Source organism: Micromonospora sp. NPDC048986, from assembly GCF_040649335.1.
In the GTDB taxonomy this organism is placed as follows: domain Bacteria; phylum Actinomycetota; class Actinomycetes; order Mycobacteriales; family Micromonosporaceae; genus Micromonospora; species Micromonospora alfalfae.
Window position 1 is genome coordinate 44,310 of record NZ_JBEZFJ010000023.1, and the last position, 18,551, is coordinate 62,860.

Annotated in this window: 21 protein-coding genes; 7 read left to right on the forward strand and 14 right to left on the reverse strand. The window is 72.6% G+C overall.

The annotated features are described in order from the left end of the window. Positions 1-6: 6 nt before the first annotated feature. Positions 7-1,131 (reverse strand): hypothetical protein, encoded by a 1,125-nt coding sequence (locus AB0B94_RS32245; RefSeq protein ID WP_357289462.1) that lies wholly within the window; start codon positions 1,129-1,131, stop codon positions 7-9. Between the two features lie 340 nt (positions 1,132-1,471). On the opposite strand from AB0B94_RS32245, the gene AB0B94_RS32250 reads away from it, so the two are divergent. The 5 genes from AB0B94_RS32250 (at position 1,472) to AB0B94_RS32270 (ending at position 7,264) form a co-directional block, all read left to right on the forward strand. After that, on the forward strand, positions 1,472-1,831 hold the full coding sequence (locus AB0B94_RS32250; RefSeq protein ID WP_357289465.1) for a YraN family protein: 360 nt from the start codon (positions 1,472-1,474) through the stop codon (positions 1,829-1,831). 30 nt (positions 1,832-1,861) lie between these two features. Beyond that, a complete protein-coding gene (locus AB0B94_RS32255) occupies positions 1,862-3,382 on the forward strand; it encodes a YifB family Mg chelatase-like AAA ATPase (RefSeq protein ID WP_357289468.1) in 1,521 nt (506 codons plus the stop codon). After that, positions 3,379-4,593 (forward strand): DNA-processing protein DprA, encoded by a 1,215-nt coding sequence (gene dprA, locus AB0B94_RS32260; protein ID WP_357289472.1) that lies wholly within the window; start codon positions 3,379-3,381, stop codon positions 4,591-4,593. The genes AB0B94_RS32255 and dprA overlap by 4 nt, the downstream gene beginning before the upstream one ends. A gap of 339 nt (positions 4,594-4,932) precedes the next feature. Further along, positions 4,933-6,015 (forward strand): tyrosine recombinase XerC, encoded by a 1,083-nt coding sequence (locus tag AB0B94_RS32265; RefSeq protein WP_357289475.1) that lies wholly within the window; start codon positions 4,933-4,935, stop codon positions 6,013-6,015. 67 nt (positions 6,016-6,082) lie between these two features. After that, positions 6,083-7,264 (forward strand): aminotransferase class V-fold PLP-dependent enzyme, encoded by a 1,182-nt coding sequence (locus tag AB0B94_RS32270; protein WP_357289477.1) that lies wholly within the window; start codon positions 6,083-6,085, stop codon positions 7,262-7,264. Here AB0B94_RS32270 and AB0B94_RS32275 read toward each other — a convergent pair. After that, positions 7,185-7,886, reverse strand: coding sequence for a M23 family metallopeptidase (locus tag AB0B94_RS32275; RefSeq protein ID WP_357289481.1), 702 nt, complete (start codon positions 7,884-7,886; stop codon positions 7,185-7,187). The two genes, AB0B94_RS32270 and AB0B94_RS32275, sit on opposite strands and share 80 nt — an antisense overlap. Before the next feature lie 244 nt (positions 7,887-8,130). Between AB0B94_RS32275 and AB0B94_RS32280 the strand changes: the two genes are divergently transcribed. Further along, positions 8,131-9,273 carry a sulfite oxidase gene (locus AB0B94_RS32280; protein WP_357289484.1) on the forward strand — a complete coding sequence of 381 codons (1,143 nt, stop codon included), beginning with the start codon at positions 8,131-8,133 and terminating at the stop codon, positions 9,271-9,273. Between the two features lie 62 nt (positions 9,274-9,335). Here the strand turns inward: AB0B94_RS32280 and AB0B94_RS32285 are convergent, their stop codons facing one another. From AB0B94_RS32285 to proS, 12 genes are all read right to left on the reverse strand, one after another. Further along, complete coding sequence (locus AB0B94_RS32285) at positions 9,336-9,659, reverse strand: DUF2469 domain-containing protein (protein ID WP_007075222.1); 324 nt, start codon at positions 9,657-9,659, stop codon at positions 9,336-9,338. Then, on the reverse strand, positions 9,656-10,468 hold the full coding sequence (locus AB0B94_RS32290; protein ID WP_238671691.1) for a ribonuclease HII: 813 nt from the start codon (positions 10,466-10,468) through the stop codon (positions 9,656-9,658). The genes AB0B94_RS32285 and AB0B94_RS32290 overlap by 4 nt, the downstream gene beginning before the upstream one ends. After that, positions 10,462-10,947 (reverse strand): NUDIX domain-containing protein, encoded by a 486-nt coding sequence (locus tag AB0B94_RS32295; protein ID WP_357289516.1) that lies wholly within the window; start codon positions 10,945-10,947, stop codon positions 10,462-10,464. Before AB0B94_RS32295 ends, AB0B94_RS32290 begins: the two co-directional genes overlap by 7 nt. Positions 10,948-10,994: 47 nt before the next feature. Continuing rightward, the gene (lepB, locus tag AB0B94_RS32300) at positions 10,995-11,630 is read right to left on the reverse strand and encodes a signal peptidase I (RefSeq protein ID WP_357289487.1); all 636 of its coding nucleotides are present in this window, start codon (positions 11,628-11,630) and stop codon (positions 10,995-10,997) included. Positions 11,631-11,640: 10 nt separating this feature from the next. Next, complete coding sequence (gene lepB / locus AB0B94_RS32305; RefSeq protein ID WP_357289492.1) at positions 11,641-12,510, reverse strand: signal peptidase I; 870 nt, start codon at positions 12,508-12,510, stop codon at positions 11,641-11,643. A 182-nt stretch (positions 12,511-12,692) separates the two neighbouring features. After that, positions 12,693-13,049 carry a 50S ribosomal protein L19 gene (gene rplS, locus AB0B94_RS32310; RefSeq protein ID WP_030335223.1) on the reverse strand — a complete coding sequence of 119 codons (357 nt, stop codon included), beginning with the start codon at positions 13,047-13,049 and terminating at the stop codon, positions 12,693-12,695. A 143-nt stretch (positions 13,050-13,192) separates the two neighbouring features. After that, entirely contained in the window at positions 13,193-13,966 is a 774-nt protein-coding gene (gene trmD, locus AB0B94_RS32315) for a tRNA (guanosine(37)-N1)-methyltransferase TrmD (RefSeq protein ID WP_124817732.1), read from the reverse strand. A gap of 11 nt (positions 13,967-13,977) precedes the next feature. Beyond that, complete coding sequence (gene rimM / locus AB0B94_RS32320; RefSeq protein WP_357289497.1) at positions 13,978-14,532, reverse strand: ribosome maturation factor RimM; 555 nt, start codon at positions 14,530-14,532, stop codon at positions 13,978-13,980. Next, the gene (locus AB0B94_RS32325) at positions 14,532-14,792 is read right to left on the reverse strand and encodes an RNA-binding protein (protein WP_186718042.1); all 261 of its coding nucleotides are present in this window, start codon (positions 14,790-14,792) and stop codon (positions 14,532-14,534) included. Before AB0B94_RS32325 ends, rimM begins: the two co-directional genes overlap by 1 nt. Continuing rightward, the gene (gene rpsP / locus AB0B94_RS32330; RefSeq protein WP_357289500.1) at positions 14,767-15,255 is read right to left on the reverse strand and encodes a 30S ribosomal protein S16; all 489 of its coding nucleotides are present in this window, start codon (positions 15,253-15,255) and stop codon (positions 14,767-14,769) included. Before rpsP ends, AB0B94_RS32325 begins: the two co-directional genes overlap by 26 nt. Positions 15,256-15,484: 229 nt before the next feature. After that, positions 15,485-16,105: a DUF402 domain-containing protein gene (locus AB0B94_RS32335; protein ID WP_357289503.1), complete on the reverse strand. Its 621-nt coding sequence runs from the start codon at positions 16,103-16,105 to the stop codon at positions 15,485-15,487. Between the two features lie 49 nt (positions 16,106-16,154). After that, positions 16,155-17,561 (reverse strand): proline--tRNA ligase, encoded by a 1,407-nt coding sequence (proS, locus tag AB0B94_RS32340; protein ID WP_357289506.1) that lies wholly within the window; start codon positions 17,559-17,561, stop codon positions 16,155-16,157. Between the two features lie 238 nt (positions 17,562-17,799). Between proS and AB0B94_RS32345 the strand changes: the two genes are divergently transcribed. Beyond that, on the forward strand, positions 17,800-18,396 hold the full coding sequence (locus tag AB0B94_RS32345) for a TetR family transcriptional regulator (protein ID WP_357289509.1): 597 nt from the start codon (positions 17,800-17,802) through the stop codon (positions 18,394-18,396). Positions 18,397-18,551: the final 155 nt, after the last annotated feature.

Here is an 18,551-nt window from a genome sequence, read left to right on the forward strand (position 1 = left end):
GTCGGGTCAGCCGGCGGCGAGCGCGGCGGTCACGAACAGCACCAGGCCGACGGTCAGGTAGGCCGTCGGTGGGCGCAGCCAGCCCCGACCGTTGTCGGAGAGCGCCAGACCTCCGGTGCGGAGCCCGTACAGCCCGGTCGCGAAGATCGGCAGTCCGGCGACCAGGGCGATACCCGCCACCACGTTCCCGGCGTCCACCGGGTCGCCGGTCACGCCGGCCAGCAGCACCCGCAACGCGGGAACCTCGAAGACCAACACCAACAGAGCGAAGAGTACGGCCAGCACCGGTCGGCGGGTCCGATAGACGCCGTCGGCGGCCGGCGGATACACCGGCGGCTCACCTGCGGGCAGGTCGGGTCGCGGGCCGATCCCGGGCATCGGGCCGGTGGGCATCTCCAGCGGGTGGGGCGTGTCGCCGCCACCCCGGGTCGGCTCAATGATCGGGTAACCGGCGAGCGGAGCGGGACGAACCTGGTCAGCGAGCACTCCGGCCGGCTCTGTCGCCGTGCTGTCGCGGGTGGTGTCAGGTGCCGCGCCGGTCACCGGAGATCCCGCAGTGCTCGTCTCGCGGGCGGCCCGGCGTCCGGGCAGCTCACCAGAGGTCTCCGAGGGGTCCCGGTCCGCCCGCCGCGATCGGGTGGCCCGGTAACCGTCCACCTCCGGCCGGGTGGCACCCAACGGGTCGACAGCGCCGAAACGCCCCGAATCAGCCTCACTCGCCCCGAACCGACCGGTCTGATCGTCCAGGACGCCGAAGCGACCGGAGTCCGACTCCGGCGTACCGAAACGGCCCACGTCCACCGCGCTCAGGCGACCCGAGTCGGACTCGGGCGTACCGCCGAAGCGGCCCGCGTCCGCCGCACTCAGTCGACCCGAGTCGGACTCGGGCGTACCGCCGAAGCGGCTCGCGTCGACGGCGCCGAAGCGTCCCGAGTCCGGCTCGCGGCGGCGGCCGACTCCGGTGTCCTCGACGGAACGGCCGTCTTCCGCGCCACGCTGCTCGGGGATCTCGCTGTCCCGGTACCGCGATTCGCCCGCGCCGCGCCACTCCGACTCGCCGTAACCGCGACCCCGCTCGTCGGGGTACCAGCGCGACTCCTGATCTTCCGGAAAACTCCGTCGTCCGTCCACGTCAGGCACCGTATGCGACCGGCCACGCCCGCGCCATTTCAGCCCGGCCGGCATGCGCCACCGGTCCCCGCTCGCGGGGCAGGAGTCGCGTCGAGGTAGCGCGGGCGCGCACCGTGATCAAGTGATGAAGAGTAGGTCAGCGGTGGCTCTGACACCTACTTCTCATCACCTGATCATGATGGCCCCCCGGTTGGTGGAGCGCGGCCGGCGCGCTACCGACCTCGAACGCCGCTAGCACACCGTGGGCATGATCGTCCGACTGTCCACAGCACGCCCGTTGTCCACAGTTGGGCCGCCGGCGGGTCGCGGCGATCACCCTCCGGCGGGCACCGTGCCGGCCATGACGAAGCGGAACCAGGCGGTTGGCGCGTACGGCGAGCAATGTGCGGCCCGGCACCTGACCGAGGCGGGGCTGCGCCCTATCGCCCGAAACTGGCGCTGCCCGGCCGGGGAGATCGACATCATCGCGTGGGACGGGCCCGTGCTCGCCTTCTGCGAGGTGAAGACCCGACGGGGTGAGGCCTTCGGCACCCCGGCCGAGGCGGTGGTGCCGGCCAAGGCCCGCCGTCTGCGCGGGCTCGCCGCGAGGTGGCTGACCGAGACCGGTACGACCGCCCAGGAGGTGCGCTTCGACGTGCTGTCGGTGCGGCTGCCGGATGCCGGTCCGGCGCAGGTCGACCACCTCAAGGGCGCGTTCTGACATGCGTACCCGGAGGATCGGTGACGCGCCGTGAGCTACGCCAAGGTGCTCTGCGTGGGGCTGGTCGGGGTGACCGGCCACCTCGTCGAGGTGGAGGCCGACCTGGCCGCCGGCCTGCCGGCGGTGGTGATCTCCGGCCTGCCGGACACCGCCCTGCACGAGGCCCGCGACCGGGTCCGCGCCGCAGTGGTCAACTCCGGCCAGCGCTGGCCCAACCGGCGGATCACCCTCAACCTGCTGCCCGCCACGCTGCCGAAGTTCGGGTCGGCCTTCGATCTGGCCATCGCCGCGGCGCTGCTGGGCGGCTCGGGTGAGTTGCCGCTGCTCCCGCTGGAGGGGGTGGTGGTCCTCGGCGAGCTGGGGCTCGACGGGACGGTCCGGCCGGTGCGCGGCGTACTCCCGATGGTCGCCGCCGCAGCCCAGGCCGGCGTCGCTCGGGTGATCGTCCCGGTCGGCAACGCCGCCGAGGCCGCCGTCATCCCTGGGGTACGGGTGCGTGCGGTGGACACCCTGCACCGGCTCGTCGCCTTCGTTCGGGACGGGACCCCGCTCATCGAACCACCGGCGGACATCCCGGAGCCGCCGGCCGGTGGCCCGGATCTCGCCGACGTCGCCGGGCAGCAGCTGGGTCGGCGCGCCTTGGAGGTCGCCGCTGCCGGCGGGCACCACGTGGCGCTGCTCGGCCCACCGGGCGCCGGCAAGACGATGCTCGCCGAACGGCTGCCGTCGATTCTGCCCGAGCTGGACGACGACGCGGCGCTGGAGGTCACCGCGCTGCACTCGGTCGCCGGGCTGCTGCCGCCGGGTGGTCGGCTGCTGCGTCGCCCGCCGTTCCAGGCGCCGCACCACACCGCGACAGTGCCGTCGCTGGTCGGGGGCGGCTCGGGGCTGGCCCGACCCGGCGCGGTGTCGCTGGCGCATCGCGGGGTCCTCTTCCTGGATGAGGCTCCCGAGTTCAGCAAGGGTGCGCTGGAGGCGCTGCGCCAGCCGCTGGAGCACGGCCGCATCCAGCTGAGCCGCAGCGGGGGCGGCACCGTGTACCCGGCCCGGACCCAGTTGGTGCTGGCGGCCAACCCCTGTCCGTGCGCGAAACCGGCTGGCGACGCGCACTGCGAGTGTTCGCCACTGGTGCGCCGCCGCTACCTGGGAAGGCTCTCCGGGCCACTGCTCGACCGGATCGACGTCCAGGTGCGGCTGATGCCGGTCCGGGCGGCTGAGCTGATGGCGACCGACGGCGATGTCGAGCCCTCGGCGACTGTCGCCGCCCGGGTGGCGGCGGCCCGGCAGGCAGCCGCCGCCCGCTGGGCCGACCTCGGCCGACGGCTCAACGCCGAGGTGGACGGTCCCCACCTGCGCCGACCGCCGTGGCGGCTGCCGGCCCGGGTCACCGTGGAGTTGCGTGGCCGGCTCGACTCCGGCTCGCTGTCGGCGCGCGGCTTCGACCGGGTGATCCGGATGGCCTGGACCATCGCTGATCTGGACGGTCGGGACCGACCTGACCAGGACGACGTCCGGGAAGCGCTTCAACTGCGGACGGGGGAGGCGGCGTGAGCGCCGAGGAGGAACGAAGGCTGGCCCGGGTCGCCCTGACCTGGTTGGCGGAGCCGGGCACGCGCGCTGTGCATCACCTTGTCGAACGACACGGTCCGGTGGAGACCCTGGCTCTGCTGCTCGACGGCGGCAGTCCGGACGGCTGGCTGCACACCACTGTCGCCGCACGCTCGGCGGCCGGCGACGCCCGGGCGGTGGCCGCGGAGGCCCTGGAGCGGGCGGACCGACTGGGTGCCCGGCTGGTCACGCCGGACGACGAGGAGTGGCCGGCCCAGGTCGCCAGCCTGGCCACGATGCGGCTGCCGGACGTCAGCCGCCGGGTGGACTGTGAGACCGCCCCGCCGCTCTGCTTCTGGGTACGCGGCGGGTGGCCGCTCGGCGAGGCTCTGGACCGTTCGGTGGCAGTGGTCGGGGCGCGGGCGGCCACCGCCTATGGGCAGCACGTCGCGACCGAGTTGGGGTACGGCTTGGCGGAGCGGGACTGGACTGTCGTGTCCGGTGGCGCGTTCGGCATCGACGCCGCCGCCCACCGGGGCGCGCTCACCGCTGGCGGTCTGACAGTCGCGGTGCTCGCCTGCGGGCTCGACCGTCCGTACCCGATGGGCAACGCCGCGCTCTTCGACCGGATCGCCGAGACGGGGCTGCTGCTCAGCGAGTGGCCGCCCGGAGCCGAGCCGCTGCGGCCCCGGTTCCTGATCCGCAATCGGGTGATCGCCGCAGGCACCCGGGGCACCGTAGTGGTGGAGGCGTCGGCGCGCAGTGGCGCGACGCAGACCGCGCGGCGAGCCATCCACGCCAGTCGGGTGGCCATGGTGGTGCCGGGGCCGGTGACCTCGGCGATGTCCGTCGGCGCCCACGAGTTCCTGCGCGAGCAGTCCAAGGCCCGACTGGTCACCGGGGTCGCGCACGTGTTGGAGGAGGTAGGTCGGATCGGCGCGGACCTGGCCCCGCTGGCACGTGGACCGCAGCGGGCCACCGACGCGCTGGACGACGACGCGCTGTCGCTGCTGGAGGCCCTGCCCCGCCGGGGCGCGATGGGAGTGGACCGGCTGTCCGCGCGCGCCGGCGTCGACGTCCGGACCGCGTTGCGCAAGCTGTCGCTGCTGGAGGAGCTGTCCATGGTGGTCCGTCGCGGCGACGGCTACGCACTCGCCGCACCCGCCAAACAGAAGCGTGCGGCGGCGGAGACGTCCGGTCGACCTGTTGCCTGAGCGGGTGCGTCACCGCCGCCCGGCCGAGTGGTCGTCCGGATGCCGGTGCCCTCTCGCGGTCGGGATCCCAGCCAGCCGATACTGCCGGTACCGTGCCCGGTCATGGGTGCAATCAAGCCGTGGCACATCAGCGTGCTCTGCTGTCTCGTCGTGACCGCCGTGCTCGTTGTCGGCTTGGTCGTGTTCCTGGTCAAGAAGGACAACCGCCGGTAGTCGGGGGTGGACACCGGTGCCGTCGTGTCCGGTGGCGGAGGCGGGCCGGCCGTAGGCTGGTGCCGTGTCAGCCGTCAGTGAGGGTGCCGGGGCCGAGGAACCGGCCGGCACGTCGGCGCGGCCACGATGAGCCGTCCGGACCGGGGCACCCGGGCCATGCACCAGGCGCTCCCGCCAGCGTTGCGCGACGCTGTCGACGACTTCGCCGAACACCTGTCCCGGGTCCGTAACCGCTCGGCGCACACCGTCCGCGCGTACGTCACCGATCTGGTCTCGCTGCTCGACCACGCCGTCCGGATGGGCTGCGTCGACCTCGCCGAGCTGGACCTGTCGGTGCTGCGCAGTTGGCTGGCGCGGCAGCGCACCACTGGTGCGGCCCGCACGTCGTTGGCCCGCCGGGCCGCGTCGGCGCGGGCGTTCAGCGCCTGGGCACACCGGGCCGGGCTGCTCCCCGCCGACGTGGGCGCCGCGCTGGCCAGCCCTCGCGCCCACCGGGAGCTGCCCACCGTGCTGCGCGCGGACCAGGCCGCCGCCCTGGTCGAGGCACCGAACCGGCAGGCACCGCCCCTCAGCACGGCAGACCCGAACCCGGCTCGCACGGACCCAACGCACACGGATCAGGCGCGCACGCACGGAGCCCACCGGGACACCGAGCCCACCGACCCAGCCGCCGGGCCCGCCCCGAGCGCGACGGAGGAGACCGAGGCGGTGCCGCTACGCGACCGGGTGCTGCTGGAGCTGCTCTACGCCACCGGCGTACGGGTCAGCGAGGCGTGTGGGTTGGACGTCGGGGATGTCGACCACGGCCGGCGGGTGATCCGGGTGTTCGGCAAGGGCGGGCGGGAGCGCTCGGTGCCGTACGGGGTGCCCGCCCAGCGGGCGTTGGACGACTGGCTGCGCCGGGGCCGCCCGGCGATGGCGGGACCCCGCTCCGGCGACGCGTTGCTGCTGGGCGCCCGGGGTGGTCGGCTCAACCCGACGACCGCGCGTCAGATCGTCGGTGCGTACGCGGAGACCGCCGGGCTGCCCCGGACCAGCCCGCACGATCTGCGCCACTCCGCCGCCACCCACCTGCTGGAGGGCGGCGCGGACCTGCGCGCCGTGCAGGAGCTGCTCGGCCACTCGTCGCTGGCGAGCACCCAGATCTACACCCACGTCTCGGTCGAGCGGCTGCGGGCCGCGTACCGGCAGGCCCACCCGCGCGCCTGACCACAGCGCGCATCCGCGCCTGATCAAGGGCCCGGGGGCGTACGAGCACGGCGGTTACGATCATCGCGTGAGCGCCCCGAATCCTCCCGAGCCGATTCCGGGCGCCCGCCTGCTCTTCTCCCTGGACCCGGCGGTCAGCCACCTCAACCATGGCTCGTTCGGCGCGGTGCCGATCGGCGTGCAGCGCGCCCAGCAGCGGCTGCGCGACGAGATGGAGAGCAACCCGCTGCGCTTCTTCACCCAGGGGCTGGTCGACCGGATCGCGCACACCCGCCGGCACCTCGCCGGGTTCCTGGGCGCCGACCCGGACGGCAGCGCCCTGGTGGGCAACACCACCACCGGTGTCGCAGTGGTGCTCCAGTCGGTTGGCCTCAAGGCCGGCGACGAGGTGCTGAGCACCGACCACGGGTACGGGGCGGTGAGCCTGGCGATCCAGCGCGAGTGCCGCCGCACCGGCGCTGTCAGCCGGGTCCTGCCGATCCCCCTGACCGCCACCGATGAGCAGATCGTGCAGAGCATCCGCGCCGGCCTGCGCCCCGGGCGGACCCGGTTGCTCGTCGTCGACCAGCTCACCTCGGCCACCGCCAAGCTCTTTCCGACCGCCGCCATCGTCGGGGTGGCCCGCGAACACGGCGTGTCGGTCCTGGTGGACGCCGCACACGCCCCGGGCATGCTGCCCACGGCGGTGGCCAGCATCGGCGCGGACTTCTGGGTGGGCAACCTGCACAAGTGGGCGTACGCCCCGCGCGGGACCGCCCTGCTGGCGGTGGCGCCGCAGTGGCGGGACCGGATCGAGCCGCTGGTGGTGTCGTGGGAGCAGGAGTCAGGTTTCCCGGCCCGGCTCGAGTGGCAGGCGACGCTCGACTACACGCCCTGGCTGGCCGCCCCGGCGGGCCTGTTCACCATGCGCAGTCTCGGCGTCGACCGGGTACGGGCGCACAACGCCGCGCTCGCCGCGTACGGCCAGCGGGTGGTGGGGGATGCCCTGGGGGTGGCCCACGCCGACCTGCCGGAGCCCGGCGGACCGGGGGTGGCGCTGCGCCTCATCCCACTGCCGGCCGGCACGGGCACCACGATCGACGCGGCGCGGGCGTTGCAGGCGCGCATCGGTGAGCGGCTCGCCGCCGAGGTGGCGGTGATGAGTTGGAACGGCCGGGGGTGGCTTCGGCTCACCGGCCAGGTCTACAACGCCGCCGACGAGTACGAACGGCTGGCCGCACGGCTGCCGGCACTGCTCGCCCAGCGCTGACCGGACGCCCGGGAGCGGACAGCGGGACCGGACTCACCGGGAGCAGCCGCACCGGGCCGAGGCCGAGCAGGGCCAGTGGGTCGAGATATTCCTCGCCCCGGCGCAGGCCCCAGTGCAGGCACGCCTCGGCCGGGCACCCCGGATGCCCGGGCAGCAGCTCGCCCAGCGGCGCGCCGGCGGTGACCGGCTGGCCGGGGCGTACGGCGGGTTGGACCGGCTCGTGGGTGGTCCGCAGCCCGTCGGCGTGCCCCACGGTGACCACCGGTCGACCGGCCACCAGACCGGCGAAGAGCACTGTGCCCGGCCCGGCGCTGCGGACCACCGCTCCGGCGGGAGCGGCCAGGTCGACGCCGCGATGGCCAGGCAGCCACTGTCGCGGCGGCGGGTCGAACCGGCGGACCGGCTGGGGTGGCCCGTCGACAGGCCAGCGGAACCGCCCGGCGGGCGCCGGGTCGACGACCGGCACGGCCAGGGCCGCTACCGGCACGGTGGGGGTCGGTGGTTGACCGGGCACCGCCGCTACCAGCACCGCAAGCCCGCAGAGCTGGGCGGTCAGTGCGAGCGGGAGCGCGGCGCAGAGCAGCACGGTGCGGCGGATCGAACGGACGGATGGCTGTCGCATGCCGGCAGCCTCCGGCCGAGCTCGGGTCGTCCGCCAGCCCGCCCGACGGGTCTGTGGACGACCGGAGGTGCTGTGGACGACCACCCGACGCCCTCGATGATCTGCTATGCCCGGGACGGCGGGAGGCTGTGCACAGCCCGCCGCGCGAACGCCGTCGTACCTCCGGCGCCGTTTCCGGGCCGTCACGGAGGGCCTAGGCTGGGCCGCGTACGGCAGGTGCCGCCGTCTGTACCGGGGAGGCCGCATGACCACTCTCGATGACCGGACGTCGTCCCCCACCGGGCCCACCGTGGCCGAGGTGAGCGGCCCGTCCCGGCTCGCGGAGCCGGACGAGACGATCAGCGCCGAGGAGTTGCAGCTCGCGGCCCGCAACCACGGCATCCCGTTGGAGGCGCTGCGCTACGACGTCACCCCGGCCGGGCTGCACTACCTGCTGATCCACTACGACATCCCGGAGCTCGACCCGGCGACGCACACGTTGACCATCGGCGGGGCGGTGGACCGTCCGTTGACGGTCACCCTCGCCGACCTGCGCGAACGGCCTCGTGTCAGCCGGCAGGTGACACTGGAGTGCGCAGGCAACGGGCGGGCCCTGCTGCACCCCCGGCCGGTCAGCCAGCCCTGGCTGGTCGAGGCGGTCGGCAACGCGGAGTGGACCGGGACTCCCCTCGCTCCGCTGCTGCGGGAGGCGGGCGTCGGCCCGGACGCGGTGGACGTGGTCTTCACCGGCGCCGATCACGGTGTGGAGCGCGGGATCGAGCAGGACTACCAGCGGGCGCTTCCGGTCGCCGACGCGCTGCGCGAGGAGGTGCTGCTGGCGTACGAGATGAACGGCGCTCCCCTGCTGCCGCAGCACGGCGCGCCGCTGCGGCTGATCGTGCCGGGCTGGTACGGGATGGCGCACGTGAAGTGGGTCCACTCGATCGAGCTGCGGACCGAGCCGTTCGAGGGGTACCAGAACGCGGTGGCCTACCGGTTACGCCGAGACGCGGACGACCCGGGCGTGCCGGTCACCCGGATCGAGCCGCGGGCGCTGGTCCGTCCGCCCGGCTTCCCCGACTTCATGTCCCGCCGTCGGGTGCTGCGACAGGGCCCGTGCACGCTGGATGGTCGGGCCTGGTCGGGGCACGCCCCGGTGGTCGCCGTGGAGGTGACCACCGACGGCGGGCAGAGCTGGGCGCCGGCCGTGCTGGACCCGGCGGACGCGGGGGACTTCGCCTGGCGGCGCTGGCGGTACGAGTGGGTCGCCGCCCCCGGCCGGTACGTACTCGGCGCGCGGGCGACCGACGCGTCCGGGCGGACCCAGCCGGTCGAGCAACAGTGGAACCGTGGCGGCTTCGCCAACAACATGGTGCAGCGGGTCGAGGTGGTGGTGCCGGCCGAGTGATCGGCGGCGGGTGTCACGCCACGGGTGGGGGCCCGTGGCACGGCCCGGCGGCTCGGGTGCGCTCAGCCGCCGAAGCCGGAGTCGGCGGGCAGTGAGATGTCGGGCTTCTCCAGCTCCTCGACGTTGACGTCCTTGAAGGTCATCACCCGGACGTTCTTCACGAAGCGGGCAGGACGGTACATGTCCCATACCCAGGCGTCGTGCATCTCGACCTCGAAGTAGACCTCGCCGTCGGAGTTACGCACGTGCAGGTCGACCTGGTTGGCCAGGTAGAACCGACGCTCAGTCTCCACCACGTAGGAGAATTGGCGGACAATGTCGCGGTACTCCCGGTAGAGCTGCAGCTCCATCTCGGTCTCGTACTTCTCGAGATCTTCCGCGCTCATCGCACTCCGCCTTCCATGGCCACATCTTCCCCCACCGGCGTCGGAGGCCGAGGCTGCTCGCCCAACGCCACGCCGACGGTACCCCCTGACGCCCACGAGCGCTCCATCGGCTCATCCGGGCCGTGGCCGCCGGGCCGTCGGGCGCGCGGCGGCCGGCCGTCGCGGCCGGAGACCGCGGCGACATTGACGTACGAGAACCGGTGCTCCCGGCACGGCCCGTGCTCCCGCAGCGCCGCCGAGTGCTCCGGGGTGATGTAGCCCTTGTGCTCGGCGAAGCCGTACGCCGGGAACACCCCGTCCAGCTCCACCATGAGGCGGTCCCGGGTGACCTTCGCCAGCACACTGGCCGCCGCCACACACGCGGCCACCCGGTCGCCCTTCCACACCGCCAACCCGGGCACACCCAGGCCGTCCACGCCGAACCCGTCGGTCAGCACGTACTCCGGGCGGGTGGTGAGCGAGGCGAGCGCCCGGCGCATCGCGGCCAGGTTGCACACGTGCAGACCCCGGGCGTCGACCTCCTCGGCCGGGATGACCACCACGGCGTACGCGAGCGCGGTGTCCACGACCTCCGCGTACACCCGTTCCCGGCTGGCCGGGGTGAGCAGCTTCGAGTCGGCCAGCCCTTCGATCTCGCCGCGCCGCCCCTCGGGCAGCACCGCCGCGGCGGCGACCAGCGGGCCGGCACACGCCCCGCGGCCCGCCTCGTCGGCCCCGGCGACGTGCCGGAAGCCACGCCGCTGCAACGCCCGCTCCAGGGCGTACAGGCCGGCCTCGCGACGCACCACGGTGCGCGGCGGGGTCAGCACGACGCCTCGCCGTGGCCGGCGGTGGTCGACAGCCCCAGCCGGGCCAGCAGGGCGGGCAGTTCGGGCGGGTAGAACCGGTCGCCGCTGGCCGCCAGCTCGTCCGGAACCCACCAGCGGTGGTCGGCGATGCTGCGTCGCTCGATGTCGTTGAAGCCCGTGGTGTCCACCTGCCAGGAGTCCACCCGGAAGCTGAAGAAATCCTGCTCCTGGCGGTACCAGATGCCGTCGAAGGAGAAGTCGGTCGCGTCGGACCAGACCGGCTCGCCCAACTGGGCCGGGTCGAGTCGCAGACCGGTCTCCTCGGCCAACTCCCGGGCGGCGCCCACTGCCGGCGCCTCCCCCGGATCGAGCCCACCGCCTGGGGTGAACCAGTAGCGGTGCCCAGGTCGGGCCGGGTCGAAGCCCTCGAACAGCAGGACCCGGCCGGCCGCGTCGACGAGCAGCACGCGGGCCGCGCGTCGAGGGGTGTAGACGGTCACCGCACCAGCCTGCCAGACCGACTGCAGATCGCCCACGCCCCGTCGGCCTACGGCTTGGGAATGCCGTCGAAGCCGTCAGGCACCGTCAGCCAGGTGGCCCGGTTGAACGGCCAGAAGACGGTGAACGCCCGCCCGACCACGTCGTCCTCGGGGATGGTGGCCTCGGTGATGTTCTGCTGGGACTGCTGCCAGTGCTCCAGTGAGTCGCCGGAGGCGGAGCGGTGGTCGCCCATCACCCACAGCCGACCCTTCGGCACGGTGATGTCGAACTCCTGGTCGGCGGCCTTGTCGCGGATCCCGTCCATGGAGAAGATGTACGGCTCGTCCAGCGACTTGCCGTTGATCATCAGCCGTTCCTCGGGGTCGCAGCAGACCACGTGGTCGCCGGGGATGCCGATCACCCGCTTGATGAAGTCCTCACCGTCGGGGTTACCGCTCCACGCGGTCGGTGCCTTGAACACGATCACCTCGCCGCGGTGCGGTGACCGGAAGTCGTAGACCAGCTTGTTGACCAGCACCCGGTCATCGATCTTGAGAGTGTTTTCCATGGACGGGGAGGGGATGAAGAAGGTCTGCAGCACGAAGGCGCGGACCAGCACCGCGACCAGGATCGCCACACCCAGCAGGATCGGCAGTTCCTTCCAGAAGGAACTGCGCGGCTTGTCGGTCTGCTCGTCAATCACGCCAAGGAGCCTACGTTGCCTGGCTGGACGGCACCGTCCGGAACGCGCGGGAACCCCGTAGTGCGACTGCCAACGGAAGCATCAGCAGCACACCGCCCTGCGGAGTCGGTCGCGCCGGAGCCGCACCGGGGGACGCCGTGGCCGGCCCGGAGACATCCTCGAACGTGGACGGCACCGACAGTGCGCTCCACCGCGACGACGGCCAGACCACCATGAAGGCCCGGCCGACCACGTTGTCGATCGGCACCGGCCCCTGGCAACGCGCGTCCTGGGAGACCTCACGGTGATCACCCATCACGAAGATCTGACCGGGTGGCACGACGATCTCGTCGAAGCGCCGGGAGCGACACTCCGCCGGGTTGGGTGGCAGGTCCAGGGGTGAGTCCCGCAGGACGTACGACTCGTTGAGCGGGATGCCGTTGACTGTCACCCGGCCCTGACTGTCGCAGCACCTGACCCGGTCACCGGGGAGACCGATCACCCGCTTGATGAAGTCCTTCTCACCGGGGCGGCTCACCCCGACCAGGTCGCCGACGGTGCGGGCGAGCCGGCCGCCGACACCGGGCTCCGGCTGCTCGTCGACCTGTGGCGCCCAGCGGTCGGTGCCCCGGAAGACCACCACCTCGCCGCGCAGCGGGTCACGAACGTCGTAGACGACCTTGTTGACCAGCACCCGGTCACCGACGAGGAGGGTGTCCTCCATCGAGCCGGACGGAATGAAGAACGCCTGGAGCAGGAAGGTGCGGATCAGCACCGCGAGGCAGAACGCGACCACCAGCAGCAGCGGCAACTCCTGCCAGAGAGGCATCTGCCGGCGGGTGCGGCGAGCCCGTCGGCGCCACGGATCGACGGTGCCGTCCTCGTCAAGCGTCTGCACCACGCCACTCCCCGGTCCGCAGAAACACCACCGCCCGGGAGCCTCGTCGAGGCTCCACGGGCGGTAGTGGACAACTGCCCGCCACCTGGGCGGGCCCGCCGCCTCGCTGCGCCCGTACCGACCAGGGTAGTGCGCTCTGGTCGTTACGGCATACGCGCAGCTCGGGCGGCGTGGCGAGCGGGAAGTCAGCTGGGCTGCTTCTCCCGCTTCTCCTTGATCTTGGCCTTCTTGCCGCGCAGCTCGCGCAGGTAGTAGAGCTTGGCGCGACGCACGTCACCGCGGGTCACGACCTCGATCCGGTCGATGCCCGGGCCGTTGAGCGGGTAGGTCCGCTCGACGCCGACACCGAAGCTGACCTTGCGGACCGAGAAGGTCTCGCGCAGACCGTCACCCTGGCGGCGGATCACGACGCCCTGGAAGATCTGGACACGGGACCGGTTGCCCTCGACGACGCGGGCGTGCACCTTGACGGTGTCACCGGCCCGGAAGTCGGGAAGGTCGGTCCGCTTCGACTGGGCGTCAAGGGCGTCCAGGATGTTCATCGCTGCGTCCTCGTAAGGCTCACGGCGCACCGTCACTCGGTGCGCGGGTGGGTGATTCTGATTCCCGGGTGGTGATCGGCGGACCGACCCCGGTCGGGGATCCTCGCAGCCGACCGCGGGCGCGGACGGATGCGGCAACCCCCCTACTTTGCCACATCCCCCGGTGGAGGTTGAAATCCGGCCTGGTCCAGGGCCGCGATGTCGCGTTTGTCGAGCCGATCGGCAGGCAACGCGGCCAGCAGGTCCGGCCGGCGGGCGGCGGTGCGCAGCAGGCCCTCCTCACGCCGCCAGCGGGCGATCTTGCCGTGGTCACCGGAGCGGAGCACCTCCGGCACGTCGTGCCCACGCCAGCTCGGCGGCTTGGTGTAGATCGGCGCCTCCAGCAGCCCGTGCGCGTGCGACTCCTCGTCCAGCGAGCCCGCGTTGCCCAGCACCCCGGGCAGCAGTCGGGTGACCGCCTCCAGCATCACCAGGACCGCGACCTCGCCGCCGAAGAGCACGTAGTCACCGAGCGACACCTCGGTGACCGGCATCCGGGTGGCGGCGTGCGCCAGGACCCGCTGGTCGATCCCCTCGTAGCGGCCGCAGGCGAAGAGCAGGTGCGACTCGGCCGCCAACTCGTACGCCATGGCCTGGGTGAAGGGGGCACCGGCCGGCGACGGCACCAGCAGCCTCGGCGGCGGGGCGTCGACCGGCGCGAGGGCGTCCAGCGCCTCACCCCACGGCTCGGGACGCATCACCATTCCCGGCCCGCCACCGTAGGGGGTGTCGTCGACGGTGCGGTGCACGTCGTGGGTCCAGGTCCGCAGGTCGTGCACGGCGAGCTGGAGTACGCCGTTGGCCCGCGCCCGTCCGATCAGCGACAGGTCGAGCGGGGCGAAGTACTCCGGAAAGATCGACACGACGTCGACGCGCATGCGGGCTGGTCCTAAAGGTCGAGCAGTCCGGCTGGCGGGTCGACGATCACACGTCCGCCGGCCAGGTCGACCTCCGGAACGATCGCCCGGACGAACGGGATCAACGCGGTACGCCCCTCGGGGCGCCGCAGCACCAGCAGGTCAGACGAGGGCGCGTGGTCGATGCGGGCGACCTCGCCCAGTCGTTCGCCGGCCGGGGTCACCACGGCCAGCCCGACCAGCTGATGGTCGTGGAACTCCTCCGGGTCGTCCGGTGGGGTCACGTCGGCGCTGTCCACCACGAGCAGGGTCCCGCGCAACGCCTCAGCGGTGTTGCGGTCCGGGATGCCCTCGAACGCGATCAGCACCCGACCCTGGTGGAAGCGGGATTCCTCGATGGTCAGCTCCGCGGGAACCCGGAACGGCACCCCGGGCTCATCGCTGGCTGGCGGGGGTGTCGCCCCCGGCTCAGTGCGCAGCACTGCACCGGGGGCGAACCGTGCCTCGGGCTCGTCGGTCCGCACTTCGACGGTGACCTCACCACGGACACCGTGCGGCTTGCCGATCCTGCCGACGACGAGCTGCATCAGTACGAGTCGACGATGTCGACGCGAACCCCGCGCCCGCCGATGGAGCCGATCACCTGGCGCAGCGCCTTGGCGGTCCGGCCGGACCGCCCGATCACAGTGCCGAGGTCCTCGGGGTGCACGCGGACTTCGAGCCGCTTGCCCCGACGGGAATCGACCAGCCGCACCCGGACGTCGTCCGGGTGGTCGACGATGCCCTTGACCAGGTGCTCCAACGCCGGACGCAGTGGCATGTCAGGCCTGCTCACCGGCGTCGGCAGCGGCCGGCGCCTCGGCCGGAGCCTCGGTCTTCGGCGCCTCGGCGGCCGGCGCCTCGGTCTTCGGAGCCTCGGCAGCCTTGGCGGCCTTCTTGGCCGGCTTGGCCGGGGTCTCCGGGGCGAGCCCGGCGGCGGCCTTCGCCTCAGCCTCGTACGCCGCCTTGCGGTCGGCCCGCTCGGGGGCGACCAGGAGCGGCGGCGGGGCCGGCAGGCCCTTGTACTTCTGCCAGTCACCGGTCAGCTCCAGCAGCCGCTGCACCGCCTCGCTCGGCTGAGCGCCGACGGACAGCCAGTACTGGACCCGCTCCGACTTGACCTCGATGATCGAGGGGTCTTCCTTGGGCTGGTAAACCCCGACGAACTCGATCGCCCGGCCGTCGCGCTTGGTGCGCGAGTCGGCGATGACGATGCGGTACTGCGGGTTGCGGATCTTGCCCATCCGCAGGAGCCGGATCTTTACGGCCACAGTTGTTTCGCTCCTGTTGCGATCTCACCGGCCCAAACGGGCGGTGTGCATGGGTGAGCGCCGACCGGCACAGTGGGGTTGGGCCGGAGACTACTCGGTGGACTGGCGACGTGCCCGGGTTAGAGGGCGCCGGACGCGCGCCGGATACCAGCGACCTATTCTGCCAGATCCGATGCCGATCTCCCGCATCGGACCCGTACACCGCGTTGTCGGTGACCTGGGATACCGCTCAGCGCACCGGCGGACGATCCCACCCCGGCGGCATTTTGTCCGGTATGACCCACTCCGTTGGGGGTGTGAAGTCACACCAGGTGCCGTCGAACGGGAATTCGCCGGCCTCGGCGATCGCGATCACCCGCTCCCCCTCGGCGCGGACCGCCTTCTCGTCGGTCACCCAGTAGTCGGCGCCGAAGGCGAGCCGCTCGACGAACTCGCCCTCGTCCTTCCACTCCCAACTGCGGTCCGGCCACACCACCACGTCCAGGTCCTGGTCCACCACGTCGACGCCGGCCACCGGGCCGTCGTCCCAGCGGACACCGGGCTCCTCAAGGTTGACGTACCAGTGGGCGAACCGGCCCTGGGCGTCGGAGAACCACCAGACGGAGTGCGCCGCCCCGGTGGGCAGGAACTTCAACAACGGCGGGCCGTTCCAGCGCCCCTCCGCCAACCGGTACGTCGACGAGATCCACTCGGCGAACGGCATCGCCCGCATCCCCAGTCCGGCCTCGGTCACCTCGTGGGCCACCGGCGAGTCCCGGGCGATCCAGAGCAGCAACCCTCGATCGTCGTCGCTGACCACGCGGGCCGGCCGAACCCACCCGATCCGGCCGTGCCGCACGTTCCGATGCATGATCAGCCGACCCGGCGCGAACCGGTCGACGGGGTTACCCGGCCACACCTCAGTAGGCGCGGGCGAGGATGGCGACCAGATCCGGCTCGTCCTCCGAGTCCGGTACCGAACCGTCGGCGCGCAGCAGACAGCGCACCGTGACGCCCTGACCGTTCGCCTCCGCCTCACCGGCCACGCCGACCGCCGACCACGGCACCCGCGCCCAGCCGGTCGCGGCGGCCTCGATCGCCTCGGCCAGGGTGGCCACCTCCACGGTGCGCGACTCGCGGTTGGCCAGCGCCTGGTCGTGCAGCACCTGCTGGTCGGTCTTTAGGGCGGCCAGCACCGCGGTGACCACGTCCGCCACCGGGGTCGGGGTCTTCGAACCGTCGGTCCGACGCACCACAGTCGCGTTGCCCACCGCCAGGTCACGGGGGCCGACCTCGACGCGTACCGGATAGCCGCGCAGCTCGGCGTCGACGGCCCGGCGGCCGAACGGGGTGTCGGTCCGGTCGTCGAGCGCGACCCGGACACCGGCGTCGCGCAGGCCGTCGCGCAGCTTGGCCGCCGCCTCGCCGACGCCGTCGCCGTCCTTGACGATCATGACGTACGCCTGGATCGGCGCGAGCCGCGGCGGCACGCGCAGACCGTTGTCGTCGCCGTGCGCCATGATCAGGCCGCCGAGCATCCGGGTGGACGTGCCCCAGGAGGTGGTCCAGGCGTGCTCCCGGCCGCCCTCCTTGGAGGAGTAGCTGATGTCGAACGCCTTGGCGAAGTTCTGGCCCAGCTCGTGGCTGGTGCCCAGCTGCAACGCCTTGCCGTCGCCCATCATGCCTTCGCAGGTGTACGTGGCCGTCGCCCCGGCGAACCGCTCACGCGTCGTCTTCAGACCGACCACCACCGGAATGCCGATCACGTTGACCATCAGGTCCTCGTACGCCTCGTGCAGGATCCGCCGCGCGTACGCCCGGGCGTCCTCACGGGTGGCGTGCGCGGTGTGCCCCTCCTGCCAGAGGAACTCGCTGGTACGCAGGAAGATCCGCGGACGAAGCTCCCACCGGACCACGTTCGCCCACTGGTTGAGCAGCAGCGGAAGGTCCCGGTACGAGTCGATCCACTTGGCCATGAACTCGCCGATGACCGTCTCGCTGGTCGGACGCACCACCACCGGCTCGGCCAGGGGCTTGCCACCACCGTGGGTGACGACCGCCAGCTCCGGCGAGAAGCCCTCGACGTGCTGCGCCTCGCGCTTGAGGTAGCTCTCCGGGATGAACAGCGGGAAGTACGCGTTCTCCGCACCCGCCGCCTTGATCCGAGCGTCCATCTCAGCCTGCATACGCTCCCAGATGGCGTAGCCGGCCGGTCGGATGACCATGGTGCCGCGAACCGGGCCGTTGTCGGCCAGCTTCGCCTTGGCGATCAGGTCCTGGTACCAGCGGGGAAAATCCTCCGCACGGGGAGTGAGCACGCGTGCCATGACCGCACATCCTATGCGCCGCTCGTCAGGGCGGTGCGCTCGGGCGCGGCATCGTTGGCCTCTGCCGTCACTACCGAGCGCGATCCGCACGCCGGAGCGGCTCCCACCCCGAACCCGACGCCCCCGATCTGGCACACCTGGCCGCGAGCCGGGTGCTCCGGGTGGCCCGACACCGGCAGCAGACCCCGCCCGATCACCGGCCGGTCCGGCCGACACGCCGGCCTACACTTCGACCACCATGATTGAGCAGAGGGACCCCACCCCGCTACGGACCGGCATCGTCGACGCCGCCCGGGCGCTGACCGTCGCGACCGGATGGGACGGCGTCCGGATGGGTGCGGTCGCCAACACCGCCGGGGTGAGCCGACAGACCGTCTACAACGAGTTCGGCAGCAAGGCAGGGCTGGCCGAGGCGCTCGCCCGCGCCGAGGTGGACCGGTTCGTCGGCGCCGTCCGGGCCGCTCTGCTCGCCCACGGCACCGACGTACGGGCCGGTGCGTACGCGGCTATCGCGCACACCCTCACCACGGCGGCGGAAAACCCGCTGATCAAGGCGATCCTCACCAGTGCCCGGGGCGGCTCGGACGAGTTGCTGCCGTACCTCACCACCCGGGCCGAGGTGGTGCTCACCGAGGCGTCCGGCGCACTGATCGACTGGGCCGGCGACCACCTGCCCGGAGCGGACCACGACGCGCTGGCCTTCGCCGCCGACACCATCGTCCGCCTGGTGGTGAGCCACATCGTGCTCCCCCGTGAACCGATCGAGCAGACCGCCACGGCCCTCGCCGACCTTGCCGTACACCTCTTCAGCGCCGCCGCCCGCCCAGCCCCCTGACCCCGCGCCCCGCACGCCCAGTGGCCGAAGCCGCACACCCGCCGCGCGCCGCGCGCCGCGGGGATTCTCCTCATTGATCTCGCCGCCCGCAAGATCGCGCTCGATCCTGGATGTAGTGGCATCCCCAACCGTCGAGGCCACTACATCCTGGTTCG